The 14,589-nt window shown below is 69.4% G+C and carries 11 protein-coding genes and 1 tRNA gene; 1 reads left to right on the top strand and 11 read right to left on the bottom strand.

The features are described from left to right. Positions 1-75 precede the first annotated feature (75 nt). The 10 genes from prfA to QT196_RS27290 form a co-directional block, all read right to left on the bottom strand. Positions 76-1,155 (bottom strand): peptide chain release factor 1, encoded by a 1,080-nt coding sequence (gene prfA, locus QT196_RS27335; RefSeq protein WP_168481384.1) that lies wholly within the window; start codon positions 1,153-1,155, stop codon positions 76-78. Positions 1,156-1,330: 175 nt separating this feature from the next. After that, positions 1,331-1,552, bottom strand: coding sequence for a 50S ribosomal protein L31 (gene rpmE / locus QT196_RS27330; protein ID WP_085922923.1), 222 nt, complete (start codon positions 1,550-1,552; stop codon positions 1,331-1,333). 175 nt (positions 1,553-1,727) lie between these two features. Beyond that, the gene (locus QT196_RS27325) at positions 1,728-2,852 is read right to left on the bottom strand and encodes an LCP family protein (protein WP_168481383.1); all 1,125 of its coding nucleotides are present in this window, start codon (positions 2,850-2,852) and stop codon (positions 1,728-1,730) included. A 406-nt stretch (positions 2,853-3,258) separates the two neighbouring features. Then, the gene (gene rho / locus QT196_RS27320) at positions 3,259-5,307 is read right to left on the bottom strand and encodes a transcription termination factor Rho (protein WP_290355880.1); all 2,049 of its coding nucleotides are present in this window, start codon (positions 5,305-5,307) and stop codon (positions 3,259-3,261) included. A 373-nt stretch (positions 5,308-5,680) separates the two neighbouring features. Beyond that, entirely contained in the window at positions 5,681-6,598 is a 918-nt protein-coding gene (thrB, locus tag QT196_RS27315; RefSeq protein ID WP_168481381.1) for a homoserine kinase, read from the bottom strand. A gap of 342 nt (positions 6,599-6,940) precedes the next feature. Then, complete coding sequence (gene thrC, locus QT196_RS27310; RefSeq protein ID WP_085922919.1) at positions 6,941-8,017, bottom strand: threonine synthase; 1,077 nt, start codon at positions 8,015-8,017, stop codon at positions 6,941-6,943. 8 nt (positions 8,018-8,025) lie between these two features. Continuing rightward, complete coding sequence (locus QT196_RS27305) at positions 8,026-9,318, bottom strand: homoserine dehydrogenase (RefSeq protein WP_085922918.1); 1,293 nt, start codon at positions 9,316-9,318, stop codon at positions 8,026-8,028. A gap of 137 nt (positions 9,319-9,455) precedes the next feature. After that, positions 9,456-10,847 carry a diaminopimelate decarboxylase gene (gene lysA / locus QT196_RS27300; protein ID WP_085922917.1) on the bottom strand — a complete coding sequence of 464 codons (1,392 nt, stop codon included), beginning with the start codon at positions 10,845-10,847 and terminating at the stop codon, positions 9,456-9,458. A gap of 26 nt (positions 10,848-10,873) precedes the next feature. Beyond that, a complete protein-coding gene (nrtL, locus tag QT196_RS27295) occupies positions 10,874-11,962 on the bottom strand; it encodes an ArgS-related anticodon-binding protein NrtL (RefSeq protein ID WP_266733466.1) in 1,089 nt (362 codons plus the stop codon). A 99-nt stretch (positions 11,963-12,061) separates the two neighbouring features. Continuing rightward, positions 12,062-12,589 carry a response regulator gene (locus QT196_RS27290; RefSeq protein ID WP_248001323.1) on the bottom strand — a complete coding sequence of 176 codons (528 nt, stop codon included), beginning with the start codon at positions 12,587-12,589 and terminating at the stop codon, positions 12,062-12,064. Positions 12,590-12,811: 222 nt separating this feature from the next. On the opposite strand from QT196_RS27290, the gene QT196_RS27285 reads away from it, so the two are divergent. Further along, positions 12,812-12,883, top strand: a tRNA-Arg gene (locus tag QT196_RS27285). Positions 12,884-13,268: 385 nt separating this feature from the next. Here the strand turns inward: QT196_RS27285 and QT196_RS27280 are convergent. Next, positions 13,269-14,555, bottom strand: coding sequence for a cytochrome P450 (locus QT196_RS27280; protein WP_168481379.1), 1,287 nt, complete (start codon positions 14,553-14,555; stop codon positions 13,269-13,271). Positions 14,556-14,589 lie beyond the last annotated feature (34 nt).

The following is a 14,589-nucleotide window of genomic DNA, read 5'->3' as shown; positions in this document are numbered from 1 at the left end:
CTTCCTCCTAGTGCGCTGCGTCTTCATGGTGCGGGTTCGCCGTCGACCGGCCGGGGCGTAACGGGTCGTGCGGGCTTACTGGGCGGCGGCGAGCTTCGCCGCCGAGTCGGCGTCGACACACGCCTGGATGACCGGATCGAGTTCGCCGTCGAGCACCTGGTCCAAGTTGTACGCCTTGAAGCCGACCCGGTGGTCCGAGATGCGGTTTTCCGGGAAGTTGTACGTCCGGATGCGCTCGGAGCGGTCAACCGTGCGGACCTGGCTGCGCCGGGCGTCCGACGCCTCCCGCTCGGCCTCTTCCTGGGCGGCGGCCAGCAGCCGGGAGCGCAGGATGCGCAGCGCCTGCTCCTTGTTCTGGAGCTGGCTTTTCTCGTTCTGGCAGGAGACGACGATGCCGGTGGGCAGGTGCGTGATGCGCACCGCGGAGTCGGTGGTGTTGACCGACTGGCCGCCGGGGCCGGAGGAGCGGTAGACGTCGATCCGCAGGTCGTTGGGGCCGATCTCGACCTCGACCTCCTCGGCCTCCGGCGTGACCAGCACACCGGCCGCGGAGGTGTGGATGCGGCCCTGCGACTCGGTGGCGGGCACCCGCTGGACGCGGTGCACCCCGCCCTCGTACTTCAGCCGCGCCCAGACGCCCTGCCCGGGCTCGGTGGCGCCGCCCCCGCCCTTGGTCTTCACGGCGACCTGGACGTCCTTGTAGCCGCCGAGGTCGGACTCGTTGGCTTCCAGGATCTCGGTCTTCCAGCCGGCCCGCTCGGCGTAGCGCAGATACATCCGCAGCAGGTCGCCGGCGAACAGCGCGGACTCCTCGCCGCCCTCACCGGCCTTGACCTCGAGGATGACGTCCTTGTCGTCGCTGGGGTCGCGCGGGACGAGCAGCAGGCGCAGCTTCTCGGTCAGCTCGCCGCGCCGGGCGTCGAGCTCCTTGACCTCGGCGGCGAAGTCCGGGTCGTCCGCGGCGAGTTCGCGCGCGGTCTCCATGTCCTCGCCGGTCTGCTTCCAGTCGCGGTACGTCGAGGTGATCGGGGTCAGCTCGGCATAGCGCTTGTTGAGCCGCATGGCCTCGCGCTGGTCGGCGTGGACCGCGGGGTCGGCCAGCCGCTTCTCGAGATCGGCGTGCTCGCCGATCAGTTCTTCGACCGCCTCGAACATCGTGGAGTTCCTCTACTGGCTGCTGTGATGACCGGAGTACCGGGGCGCCGGCCCGTCGGGGGTGCTGCGCCCCGGGCCCCGGGACCCCCGTACGGGAGCCAAGGGCCAGGACGACAAAACGCCGGTCCGGTCACCCCTGAGCAGGGGCGACCGGAGACCGGCGCCTTGAGGGTCGCTACTTCTTGGCAGCGGCGCCCTTGCCGAAGCGGGCCTCGAAGCGGGCCACGCGGCCGCCCGTGTCCATGATCTTCTGCTTGCCGGTGTAGAACGGGTGGCACTCGGAGCAGATGTCGGCGCGGACCGTGCCGCTGGCGACCGTGCTACGGGTGGTGAAGGACGCGCCACAGGTGCAGCTGACCTGGGTCTCGACGTACTCCGGGTGAATGTCGCGCTTCAAGGGGTTCTCCTAGGTTCGGGAGTGCACCGGGTCGTGTCGCGGGTTGCGTCACGTGAACCGGGGCCGACGGTCCAGTCTGCCAGGACTAGCCGTATCTCCCAAAACCGGGGTGAGGGCGCACCTATTCCCCCGGCCGGTTCCGGGGCCGCCGGACCCCGGAACCGCAGGACAGCGGCTACTTCACGTAGTTGTCCGTGCCGCCCTTGTCACCGGCCGACCCCTTGATCGCGGACTTCGGGATCTCCTTGTCCTGCCGGAGCGCGTCCCAGACCTGGCGGCTCTGCTTGGTCAGCGGCAGCACCCGGTCGGGGTCCTGGGGGTCGTAGGTCACCGGCAGCGTCATCATGTCGATGTTCTCGGCGCCTATGTTGCCCAGGCTCTTGGCCAGGCCGGTCAGTTCACTGACCGAGTTGAGGTCGGTGTCGGTGGTGATGGCCTTGGTGGCCGTGTCGGCGATGTCGTAGAGCTTGGTGGGGTTGGTGAGCACCCCGACGTTCTTGACCTGCTTGAGCAGGGCCTTGATGAAGGTCTGCTGGAGCTGGATGCGGCCGAGGTCGCTGCCGTCGCCGCCGGGGACGCCGTGCCGGGTCCGGACGAGGCCGAGGGCGTGCTCCCCGTCCAGCGTGTGGGTGCCGGGCTTCAGATGCAGATGGCTGCTGTTGTCGTCGATCGCCTTGCTGGTGGTGATCTCCACCCCGCCCAGCGCGTCGATGAGCTTCTTGAAGCCGGTGAAGTCGACCTCGACGAAGTGGTCCATCCGGATGCCGCTGATCGTTTCGACGGTCTTCACGGCACAGGCCGGGCCGCCGACCTCGAACGCGGTGTTGAACATCGCCCGGTTCGCCCCGGGGACGTCCTTGCCGTCCTTGGAGCAGTCGGGCCGCTTGATCATGGTGTCCCGGGGGACGCTGACCACGCTGGCCTTCTTACGGCCCTTGTAGACGTGCATGATCATCGCAGTGTCGGAACGCGCGGCGCCCTCGTCCCGGCCGTACTCGTTGTTCTTGCCGGCGCGGGAGTCGGAGCCCATCACCAGGATGTCCATCGACCCGTCGTCGACATTCTTCGGCCGGTCGTGTCCGAGGGCGGCGTTGATGTCGACGCCCTTCAGATTGCCGTTGAGCTTGAAGTAGACGTAGCCGAGTCCGGCACCACCGAGCAGCACCACACTGACCAGCCCGCATACAGTGATGGTCGCTACTCGGCGGCGTCGGGTCGGCCCCTTGCGCCGGCGTCCCTTGGGACGTATGGAGCGGCCACGGGTTTCGGCCGTCTTCGCGCTCCCGCTGCTGTCCGCCATCTGCTCCTCAGTCCTCGTTCGCTCGGCTGCCCCTCGCCGCCGCCGTGCGGAGTGCTGCCACGGCCTTTTGCTCCTTGTCAGACGGGAGGTCGACGGGAAGGGTTGCACAGCGAGTCATGAGCGATTTCTTAGAAATCCACGGCGGCCGGTCGGACGGCCCCGGGACCTTCGCCTTCCTCACCTGGGCTTTCGTCCCTTTTTCCGCCATGGCTGGAACCATGCGGGTTCCCGCGGATCTGTGCGGAAGGTCTCAGGCGCACCCGTGATGCGGGTTTGGGGGCGCGGCCCAGGTCACAGATCACCGTCCGCGGCCCGTCCCGTACGGGCCGCGGGCAGCACAAAGCCCCCCTCACCCGTGAGGGCGAGGAGGGCTTTGTGTAAGGCGCCAGGACGCGCCCGGCGGGCGTCAGTCGTTGCCGTTGCCCGCGGTCGGGGTCGTCTTCTGGATCTGGAGCAGGAACTCCGCGTTGGACTTCGTCTGCTTCATCTTGTCCAGCAGCAGCTCGATGGCCTGCTGCTGGTCCAGGGCGTGCAGCACCCGGCGCAGCTTCCACACGACGGCGAGCTCGTCGCTGCCCATGAGGATCTCTTCCTTACGGGTGCTGGACGCGTCCACGTCCACCGCCGGGAAGATGCGCTTGTCCGAGAGCTTGCGGTCGAGCTTGAGCTCCAGGTTGCCGGTGCCCTTGAACTCCTCGAAGATCACCTCGTCCATCCGCGAGCCGGTCTCGACCAGCGCGGTGGCCAGGATGGTCAGCGAGCCGCCGTCCTCGATGTTGCGCGCCGCACCGAAGAAGCGCTTCGGCGGGTAGAGCGCGGTCGAGTCGACACCACCGGACAGGATGCGGCCCGAGGCCGGGGCGGCGAGGTTGTACGCACGGCCCAGACGGGTGATCGAGTCCAGCAGGACGACCACGTCGTGACCCAGCTCGACGAGACGCTTGGCGCGCTCGATGGCCAGCTCGGCGACGGTGGTGTGGTCCTCGGCCGGGCGGTCGAAGGTCGAGGAGATGACCTCGCCCTTCACCGACCGCTGCATGTCGGTGACCTCTTCCGGACGCTCGTCGACGAGGACGACCATCAGGTGGCACTCGGGGTTGTTGCGGGTGATCGAGTTGGCGATCGCCTGCATGATCATGGTCTTGCCGGTCTTCGGCGGGGCCACGATCAGCCCTCGCTGGCCCTTGCCGATCGGCGTGACCAGGTCGATGATCCGGGTCGTCAGACCGCCCGACTCACCCTCCAGGCGCAGTCGATCCTGCGGGTAAAGGGGCGTCAGCTTCCCGAACTCCGGCCGTCCGCGGCCCTGTTCGGGCGCCACGCTGTTGACCGTGTCGAGGCGGACCAGCGCGTTGAACTTCTCACGCCGCTCGCCGTCCTTGGGCTGGCGGACCGCGCCGGTGACGTGGTCACCCTTGCGCAGACCGCTCTTGCGGACCTGGGCGAGCGAGACGTAGACGTCGTTCGGGCCGGGCAGGTAGCCGGAGGTCCGGATGAACGCGTAGTTGTCGAGGATGTCGAGGATGCCCGCGACCGGGATCAGGACGTCGTCCTCGGACACCTGCGGCTCGTTGCCGAAGTCCTCACGGCCGCCGCGACGGCCCCGGCGGTCGCGGTAGCGGCCGCGACGGCCCCGGCGGCCGCCCTCGAAGTCGTCGTCCTCATCGGGACGGCGGTCGCCGCGGTCGCCACGGTCCCGCTGGCGCTGGCCGCCCTGACCGCCCTGACCGCCGCCGTCGCCGGCGTCGCCCTTGCGGCGGTCACGCTGCCGCTGGCCGCGGTCACCGCGGTCGCCACGGTCACCCTTCTGGCCGCGGTCCTGGCGGTCGCCACGGTCCTGGCGCTCGCCGCCCTTGCCGGGCCGGCCCTCGCCGGTCTCCTGCGGGGACACCGCGGTGTTGGTCTTGGCGTCCGCCTTGACCTCGGTCTTCGCCTCGACCTTGGTGTCGGTCTTGAGGTCGCCCGAGGCGGCCTCGGGGCTGCCCGCCGCGGAGGTGGCGCGACGCCGGCGGCGCTCGCCGGCCGGCTGCTCGTCGCTCACCGGCTGACCGGGGATGTCGATCTGCTGCTGGGCCTGGTCCGCGGCCTTGTCGCCCTTGGCGGACTTGGCGGACTTGCCGCCGGCCTGCTCGGCGCCGTCGTCGCCGGTGCGGGCCTTGGAGGTCGTCCGGCGCTTGGGCTTGGTCTCGGTGTCGGCGGGCGCGTCGGCCTTGGCGGCGGAGCCTGAGCCTCCGGCCTGCTTCTCCTTGATGACCTCGATCAGCTGGCTCTTGCGCATCCGCGCGGTGCCCTTGATACCGAGGCCGGAGGCGACCTGCTGAAGCTCCGCCAGGACCATGCCGTCAAGGCCGGTGCCGGAACGGCGGCGCCGCGTGGGCGCGGCGGGAGCGTCCGTGGCGGGCGCGGTGGCACTGCCATCGGTGCGCGCGCCCATCAGATCGGTGGTGTCGCTCACGAAGGGTCCTTCCCTGGAGCGGGCGTCGGCCTGTCTGGCTCGGCGACCGGTTGTGCTGTCCGGCTGGGTCCTTGGTCTGGTGGACCGGTGCCGGGGCGGTGGTCCCGCCGGAAGTGGCGGAGAGATCAGTTCATGGCGCCGGCGTGAAGAGATGCAGAGTGGCCCATGTCGTCACGCCGATTCCGGAGCGTGCTCACACCTGCTCAGGCCATTGCTCCGAGCAGTTTGGGAGGCTCCCGGAAGAAAGTGGTCCCTATGGGGGACACGAAGCACCGCGCCACTCAGGCGTCGAGTACTGACTTGAGGTTAACACTACCGGGTCCAACAAACATTCCCCCTCTCCAAGACCGGCAATCGTCGATCACCCGCGTGATCACCCGGCGAGCGGCAGCACACAGGTGCCCGCCGCATCGAGGGTCAGCCGGTTGGCCGCCCACCCCTCTCCCGCCAGTGCCGCGACCTTGTCGGCCGCCGCGTCCTCAACCAGTGCGAGGACCGTGGGGCCCGCACCGGACACAACTGCGGGGACGCCGTCCGCACGCAGTCGGTTCACCAGGGCCACGCTCTCCGGCATCGCAGGGGCGCGGTATTCCTGGTGGAGTCGGTCCTCGGTCGCGGCGAGCAGCAGCTCGGGGCGCCTGGTCAGGGCCTCGACGAGCAGTGCGGCGCGGCCGGCGTTGGCCGCGGCGTCCACATGCGGGACGGTGCGCGGCAGCAGTCCACGGGCGGTCTCGGTCAGCACCGGCTTTCCGGGGACGAAGACCACCGGAACGATGGAATCGGCCGGATCCATCCGGATCGCGTGAGCGGTTCCGGTATCCATCCAGGCGAGTGTGAATCCGCCCAGCAGGCAGGCGGCGACGTTGTCGGGGTGGCCCTCGATCTCGGTGGCCAGCTCCAGCAGCCCGGCGTCGTCGAGCTTCTGTTCACCGCCTATCGTCACTGCGCGGGCGGCGACGATGCCCGCGCAGATGGCGGCCGAGGAAGAGCCCAGGCCGCGGCCGTGCGGGATGCGGTTGGCGCAGACGATTTCCAGGCCGCGCGGCTGCCCGCCGAGCAGCTCGAAGGCGGCGCGCATCGACCGTACGAGCAGATGACTCTCGTCGCGGGGGAGCGTGTCGGTGCCCTCACCTGCGATGTCGATGTGCAGTCCGGAGTCGGCGACGCGCACCACGACATCGTCGTACAGGCCCAGGGAAAGACCCAGGGCATCGAAGCCGGGACCGAGATTGGCGCTGGTAGCGGGGGTGCGCACCCGGACGGCGGCGGCGCGGAACGCGGGACCGGCCATCGCTCGATGACTCTCCTTGATTGATGCTGCGGTACTGCCCCGGAGCGCCGCGGCACCGAAGTGCCCGGCCGGCTTCCTGGGGTCTGTTCTGACCTGCCCTGAACACCACTGCGTTATGCCGTGGGGAGGGGAGTTGGCTCCAGCCTATCGAAGGAAGGTTCTGTCGCGACATAGGGCGCACAGGAGGCGCACGATGCGTGTCGCGCGCCTTCCTGTGCCCCGACGCTACCTTCGATGATCTTTGCAGCCTTTGCGCAATTTGCTGCGCGGGGGATGACGGGGCGCGGGCCGCCCCGTCATCGTGTGCCGTACGCGGCGAATCCGCCGTACGGCCGCCGGGTCCTAGGCGAGGCCCAGGCGCTCGGCCGCGGCGTCCGCGTCGATCGGGACCGTGACCGGCTGCGGCGCTCCGGCCACCGCCCAGTCCGGGTCCTTGAGGCCGTTACCGGTCACCGTGCAGACGATGCGCTGGCCGGGGTCGACCTTGCCCTCTTCGGCGGCCTTGAGCAGACCGGCCACCGAGGCGGCCGAGGCGGGCTCCACGAAGACACCCTCCCGCGCCGCCAACAGACGGTAGGCGGCCAGGATTTGACGGTCGGTCACGTCGTCGATGAAGCCGCCGGACTCGTCCCGCGCCTGCTGGGCGTACGACCACGAGGCCGGGTTGCCGATGCGGATCGCGGTGGCGATGGTGGTCGGGTCCTTGACGACCTCACCGCGCACGATCGGCGCGCTGCCGGATGCCTGGAAGCCCCACATCCGCGGGGTGTGCGAGGCGATCCCGTCGGCCGCGTACTCGCGGTAGCCCTTCCAGTACGCCGTGATGTTGCCGGCGTTGCCGACGGGCAGCACATGGATGTCGGGGGCGTCGCCGAGCATGTCGACGATTTCGAAGGCCGCGGTCTTCTGGCCCTCGATGCGCACCGGGTTCACGGAGTTCACAAGTGCGACGGGGTAGTTGTCGGAGAGGCTCCGGGCCAGCGTCAGACAGTCGTCGAAATTTCCGTCGACCTGGAGGATCTTCGCGCCGTGGACCAGCGCCTGGCCCATCTTGCCGAGCGCGATCTTGCCCTGCGGGACGAGGACGGCGCAGACCATGCCGGCACGGACCGCGTAGGCCGCGGCCGAGGCGGAGGTGTTGCCGGTGGAGGCGCAGATGACCGCCTTGGCGCCCTCCTCCTTGGCACGCGTGATGGCCATCGTCATGCCGCGGTCCTTGAAGGAACCGGTGGGGTTGGCACCCTCGACCTTGAGGTGCACCTCGCAGCCGGTGCGCTCGGAGAGCAGCTGCGCCGGGACGAGGGGGGTGCCGCCCTCCCGGAGGGTGACGACCTCGGTCGTGTCGCTGACCGGCAGCCGGTCACGGTATTCCTCGATGATTCCGCGCCACTGACGGCTCGCGGTGGAATTGGCAGACATGGGTTCCTTTACTCCCCTTCGACCCGCATGATGCTGGCGACACCGCGCACGGTGTCCAGCTCGCGCAGTGCCCCGACGGTCGACGACAGGGCCGCGTCCGCCGCTCGGTGGGTGACGATGACGAGGGATGCCTCGCCGTCCTTGCCCTGCTGACGGACCGTATCGATCGATACGCCGTGATCGGCGAAGATGTTCGCGACCTGCGCGAGCACGCCGGGCTTATCGGCCACATCAAGGCTGATGTGGTAGCGCGTGGTGACCGCGCCCATGGGGCTGACGGGCAGCCGGGTGTAGGCGGACTCGCCCGGTCCGGTGGCCCCGGCGAGCTTGTTGCGGCAGACCGCGACCAGGTCGCCGAGGACCGCGGAGGCGGTCGGCGCGCCGCCCGCGCCCGGCCCGTAGAACATCAGCTGGCCGGCCGCCTCGGCCTCGACGAAGACCGCGTTGTACGCCTCACGGACGGAGGCCAGCGGATGCGTCAGCGGAATCATCGCGGGGTGCACCCGCGCGGTCACCGACGCACCGTCCGCGGCCCGCTCGCAGATGGCCAGCAGCTTGACCGTGCAGCCCATCCGCTTGGCGGAGGCGATATCGGCCGCGGTGACCTCCGTGAGGCCCTCGCGGTGCACATCGTCGATGGTCACCCGGGTGTGGAAGGCGATACCGGCCAGGATCGCGGCCTTGGCGGCGGCGTCGAAGCCCTCGACATCGGCGGTCGGGTCGGCCTCCGCGTAGCCGAGCGCGGTCGCCTCGTCGAGCGCCTCGCTGTAACCGGCCCCCGTCGAGTCCATCTTGTCGAGGATGAAGTTGGTGGTGCCGTTGACGATGCCGAGCACCCGGTTGACCTTGTCGCCGGCCAGCGACTCGCGCAGCGGCCGCACCAGCGGGATCGCGCCGGCGACGGCGGCCTCGTAATACAGGTCCGCGCCATTGGCCTCGGCCGCCGCGTGCAGCGCCGCGCCGTCCGCCGCGACCAGCGCCTTGTTGGCGGAGACCACGCTCGCACCGTGCTCGAAGGCGGTGGTGATGAGCGTGCGGGCCGGCTCGATCCCGCCGATGACCTCGATCACGACATCAATGTCGCCGCGTTTGACGAGCGCGGTCGCGTCGGTGGTGACCAGCTCGGCCGGGACGCCCTCGCGCACCTTGTCGGGGCGGCGGACGGCGATCCCGGCGAGCTCCACGGGCGCACCGATACGGGCGGCGAGGTCGTCGGCGTGCGTCGTCATGATGCGCGTCACCTCTGAGCCGACCACACCACAGCCCAGGAGCGCCACTTTCAGCGGACGCGTACGCATCATTCGACCTCTGCTTCTCATCGATCAGCGAATTCCAGCTTGCTCATGCACAAGTCTCACGCACCGGACGGCAGTTTCCGCCCGTCGTCCAGATGCCGAGACATTTATTTCACCCGGGGTCGGGATCCGGCGATCCGGCCCTACCCGACATCCAACCGCAGGAGATCTTCCTCCGTCTCCCGCCGGACGATCACCCTGGCCGCACCGTCCTTCACCGCTACGACCGGCGGCCGCAGCGAGTGGTTGTAGTTGCTCGCCATGGAACGGCAGTACGCACCGGTCGCCGGCACCGCGAGCAGATCCCCCGGCGCCACATCCGCCGGCAGGAACGCATCGCGTACGACGATGTCGCCACTCTCACAGTGCTTGCCGACCACGCGCGAGAGCATCGGCTCGGCGTCGGAGGTACGCGAGACCAGCGCGACGCTGTACTCCGCGTCGTAGAGCGCCGTGCGGATGTTGTCCGACATTCCGCCGTCCACGGACACATACGTCCGCAGCCCTTCCAGCTCCTTGACCGTCCCGACCTCATACAGCGTAAAGGCAGTCGGTCCCACGATCGCGCGCCCCGGCTCGACCGACAGCCGCGGCATCCGCAGCCCCGCCGACTCGCACTCCCGGCGCACGATCTCCCCCAGCGCGGTGGCGATCTCGTGCGGCTCGCGCGGATCGTCGTCCGAGGTGTACGCGATGCCGAGGCCGCCGCCCAGGTCGATCTCGGGCAGCTCGATACCGTGCTCGTCCCGTACCTCGGTCAGCAGCTGCACCACCCGGCGGGCCGAGACCTCGAATCCCGCCATATCGAAAATCTGCGACCCGATATGGCTGTGAATTCCGATGAGCTCCAGGCCGTCCAGCTTGAGCGCCCGGCGCACGGCTTCCGCCGCCTGCCCGCCCGCCAGCGCGATACCGAACTTCTGGTCCTCGTGCGCGGTCGCGATGAATTCATGCGTATGCGCCTCGACACCGACCGTGACCCGGATCTGCACCCGCTGCCGCTTGCCCAGCCGCTCCGCGACATGGGCGACCCGCACCATTTCCTGGAAGGAATCGAGCACGATCCGCCCGACGCCCACCTCGACGGCCCGGGTGATCTCCTCGGTGCTCTTGTTGTTCCCGTGCAGCGCGATCTGCTCGGGAGGCATTCCGGCCGCCAGCGCGGTCGCCAGCTCGCCCCCGGAGCAGACGTCGAGATTCAGGCCCTCTTCGTGCAGCCACCGCACGATGGCCCGGGACAGGAATGCCTTCCCGGCGTAGAACACATCGGCTCCCGGCCCGAAGGCGTCCTTCCAGGCCCGGCAGCGCGCCCGGAAATCGTCCTCGTCCAGGAAATACGCCGGGGTACCGAATTCCGCGGCGAGCGCGGCGACATCCAGCCCGCCGACGGTGACCACACCGTCGGCGTCGCGCTGGACCGTACGGGACCAGACCCGCGGGTCGAGGGTGTTCAGATCGGCGGGCGGCCCGGCGTAGTGCCCCTCGGGCAGCACATCGGCGTGCCGGGGTCCTGCGGGGTGCGCGGAACGGCTCATGACAGTGGAGATCCCCTCAAAATCGTTCAGAGGTGTTCGGGAGCGGAGATGCCGAGCAGTCGCAGGCCGTTGGCGAGCACCGTCCGGCCGGCCTCGGCAAGGGCCAGCCGGGCGCGATGCACGGCCAAGGGTTTCTGCTCCCCGACGGGCAGCGGCGGATAGACGTCATGCCACCGGAAGAACGCGTCCGCCGTGGCCTCCAGATGCCGCACCACCCGGTCCGGCGCCCGCAGCCGCGCGGCGCTCTCGACGACGGAGGGGTAGGTGGCGAGAAGGGTGTGAAAGCTCTTCAGGGCCTGCGCGGCGGACCCGGCCCCGTCCGACGAGCCGTCGTCCGCGACCTGCCCCCGAACCGGAGCACCTACGTCCCCCGGCTCACTCCCGAACCCCAGATCCCTCGCGTGACGCCCGAGCGCCCGCGCCCGCGCGTACGCGTACTGCACCCGGAACCGCGGATTGCTCTCCCGCTGCACCGTCCGCTCGGGCACCCGCACCGGATCCTGCGCGGCCGGCCGCAACAACACCCAGCGCGCTTCGTCGACACCGAGGCGGGCGATGAGAGCGGCGAGGTCATACGGAGCGGGCACGAGAACGGGCTGCCCATCGGCGACGCGACGGCCACCGAGCCCGGCCGCCGCGTCGATCCGCGCGAGCGCCTCGGCGACGACGGTGGCACGGGCGTTGCTTGCCGGGGCGGTCATGGGGTGGGCCGACGGGGCGGTCGCGGGGCCGGTCGCCGGGGCGGTCGTCACAGGGCTCCGGCCCGCAGCCGGCCCTCCCCCGTATCCGTCCCCCCGCGCCAGCACTTCCCGCACCAGCGCGACCTGCGCCCCATCCCCCAGCGTGAAGTTCAAGAACCCCGGCCCGGCGATCTCGACCCGGGCGATCCCGGCGCTCCCGCTCAGCCGCTTCCGCAGAATCTCGGCGACCTCGCGAGCGGGACGCCCCGCCTGCTGGGCAAGCTGGAGCGCGACATTGGAGGCGTAGTCCCCACACCCGGGCCGCGGCGGCGGCTGCACCACGATCCGCGCCGGTACGGCCACGGAGAGCTCCTGCTCCTCCACCGCACCACGCACGGAGCGCAGGACGGTACGGGAGAGCTCAGCGGGGGTCACAGGACAAGCGTATGGGAGACCCGGGGTACCCATGCGACCCGGTTTCGCCCTGTGGACACTCCACGTCACGCTCCAGGGCGCCCGGCCACCTTTTCCCGGCTACTCCCCGCCCGCATCCACCATGCCGACCCCACCGGACGCCGCGACCCCACCGGACGGGGCACCACGCCCCGCCGCTCCCCCGCCCCCGTCGCTTTCCCCGTCCTCATCCTCGGCGCCACGCTCGGGCCCACGCTCCCGTTGCCGCTGCCGCCCCTCCCGCACCAGCATCCCCACGATCCGCACCAGCTCGGCCGGCTCGAAAGGCTTCGCGAGAAACGCGTCCACGCCCACCGATTCGCCGTTGTCCACCTCACCCTGGGTGCACGCACTGACGATGGCGATCGGGATGTCCCACGTCCGCGGATCGGAGCGCAATCGCGCCGCGGTGTGCAGACCGTTGAGCCGCGGCATCACGACATCAAGGGTCACGACATCAGGTCTCACGTGGTGCACGACATCCAGACATTCGGCACCATCAGCCGCGGTCACGACCTCGAAGCCCTCCAGCTCGAGATTGACCCTGATCAACTGGCGGATCACCTTGTTGTCGTCGACAACAAGGATCCGACCGGACAAGCCAGGCACACCATGAGACTAGGACTCCACCTGCGACTGCGTCCCGGTTTTCCCCACTTCCGCCCCCGTGCGAGGGACCTTTCCCCGAGCGTCCCGCACCACGGCCCTCGCATGCGCTAGGGCCCGGTCACCCGGCCGCACCCCCCGTACCCGCCACCGACGAAACCTGTTCATGAACACCCCATCAGAGCTGGTAAGGTTCTACCCGTCGCCGCAACACACAGCGACAACGCCCCCGTAGCTCAGGGGATAGAGCAACGGCCTCCGGAGCCGTGTGCGCAGGTTCGAATCCTGCCGGGGGCACCTTGAATGAGGTGCCTGAAGACCCCGCCAGCGCAGAGATGCTGGGCGGGGTCTTTTCATGTCTGCGTGCCGTCGACGGTGGAGCGCGAGTACCTGTGGTGAGGGCAGCGGATACGCATCGTGTCCGGCGCTCTCGGGGGCGAGAGGGGCGGCGGTCGGTGGATCCAGCGGATCGCGCGTACCGGACCACGTCTCCGTCTCATGCGAGGGCATGCCCCGGGAGTTCCTGAGTCGGCGCCCGGAACCGCTGTGCACTTTGCCCCAGTTGACGGTGAGCCATATGTGGTCGGAGCGACGACTGGACACGGTCCGGGCACCGCAAAACCGGGCACCAGGCGCCTCGGCCGAGTGCCCGGTCAGTGGGGGACGCGGGGGTGGGGTGGGGTCAGTTGTTGAGGTGGACCGGGAGGGATTCGAGTCCGTAGACGATGGAGAGTTTGCGGAATTCGAGGTCCTCGGGGTTGGCGGCGAGGCGCATGTTCGGGAAGCGGCGTACCAGGGCCGGGTAGGCGGCGCGGAGTTCCATGCGGGCCAGTTCCGCGCCTACGCAGCGGTGAATTCCGTAGCCGAAGGCGAGATGGGAGGGAACGTTGCGGGTGGGGTCGAACTGTTCCATTTCCGGGCCCAGTTTGCCGTCCCGGTCCGCACCGCTCAGTGAGCACAGCACCACATCTCCGGAGGCGATCTGGACGCCACCGATTTCCAGGTCCTCGCGGGCGAAGCGCGGGAAGGCGACCTGTACGACGGTCAAGTAACGGAGGAGTTCCTCGACATAGCTTTCGACGACGTCGTCGCCGTCGTGGAGGGCCGCGAAGTGCTTCGGGTCCTGGAGGAGGACCAGGGCACCGAGGGCCAGCATGCTGGCGGTGGTTTCGAAGCCGCCGGTGAGGACGCCGTCGGCGAGGCCTGCGAGTTCTTCGTCGCTGACCGTGTCGCCGTGTTCCTTCACGATCATGCCGAGCAGGCCGTCGCCCGGGTTTTCGCGCTGCTTCTTGACGATGTCCCGGAAATAGGAAAGGGATTCAGATATGGCGCCGAAGGAGGCGTTCGCTCCGCTGAAAAGGTCGAAACGGGCGGCGCTGAGGCGCTCGAAGTCGGCGCGGTCCTCGTAAGGGACGCCGAGGAGTTCGCAGATAACGAGGGAGGGAATGGGGAGGGCGAAAGAGTGGACGATGTCGACCGGTTCGCCGCTCTTTCCCGCCTTTTCCATCGCGTCGAGGCGTTCCTCGACGATCTCATGGATACGGGGCGTGAGCCGCCCGAGGCGCCGCATGGTGAATTCGGGCGTCAGGAGCCGGCGGAGACGGGTGTGCACGGGCGGGTCGGCGAATCCGAGTCCACCCGGGTTCTGTTCGGCGCCGGCGCCGGCCTTGCCGACGAGGTTGGTGAAGTCGGAGCTGAAGGCACTGGCCTTTCCGAGCACCGCCTTGACCTCGTCGTAGCCGGTGACCAGCCAGACGTTGGCGGCTATCGGCACGGGAAGCTTGCTGACGGGCTCCCGCTCCCGGACGGCTGCCAAATCGCCCACCGGGTTGAGGCCGTCGCGCCGCAATGGCATCAGGACGGACTCGGGCAAGAAAGACATTCGAGACAGGTCGAAGCCTTTCTTCTGTGTTCTCGCCAGATACATGCGGCCGGCCCAGGCGATGATCCGGGAACGGAGAGTCGTCATGACGCTAATACTGCCTTTCGTCGAGGGGGACGGT

This window comes from Streptomyces sp. P9-2B-2, assembly GCF_030406865.1.
In the GTDB taxonomy this organism is placed as follows: domain Bacteria; phylum Actinomycetota; class Actinomycetes; order Streptomycetales; family Streptomycetaceae; genus Streptomyces; species Streptomyces platensis.
Note: the sequence above shows the minus strand (reverse complement) of the source record. Positions and strands in the feature narration are given on the sequence as shown.

Coding starts and splice junctions, on each gene's coding strand:
- prfA (WP_168481384.1), bottom strand. CDS start 1,155: ATGTTCGAGGCGGTCGAAGAACTGATCGGCGAGCACGCCGATCTCGAG.
- QT196_RS27325 (WP_168481383.1), bottom strand. CDS start 2,852: ATGGCGGACAGCAGCGGGAGCGCGAAGACGGCCGAAACCCGTGGCCGC.
- thrB (WP_168481381.1), bottom strand. CDS start 6,598: ATGGCCGGTCCCGCGTTCCGCGCCGCCGCCGTCCGGGTGCGCACCCCC.
- thrC (WP_085922919.1), bottom strand. CDS start 8,017: ATGTCTGCCAATTCCACCGCGAGCCGTCAGTGGCGCGGAATCATCGAG.
- QT196_RS27305 (WP_085922918.1), bottom strand. CDS start 9,318: ATGATGCGTACGCGTCCGCTGAAAGTGGCGCTCCTGGGCTGTGGTGTG.
- lysA (WP_085922917.1), bottom strand. CDS start 10,847: ATGAGCCGTTCCGCGCACCCCGCAGGACCCCGGCACGCCGATGTGCTG.
- QT196_RS27280 (WP_168481379.1), bottom strand. CDS start 14,555: ATGACGACTCTCCGTTCCCGGATCATCGCCTGGGCCGGCCGCATGTAT.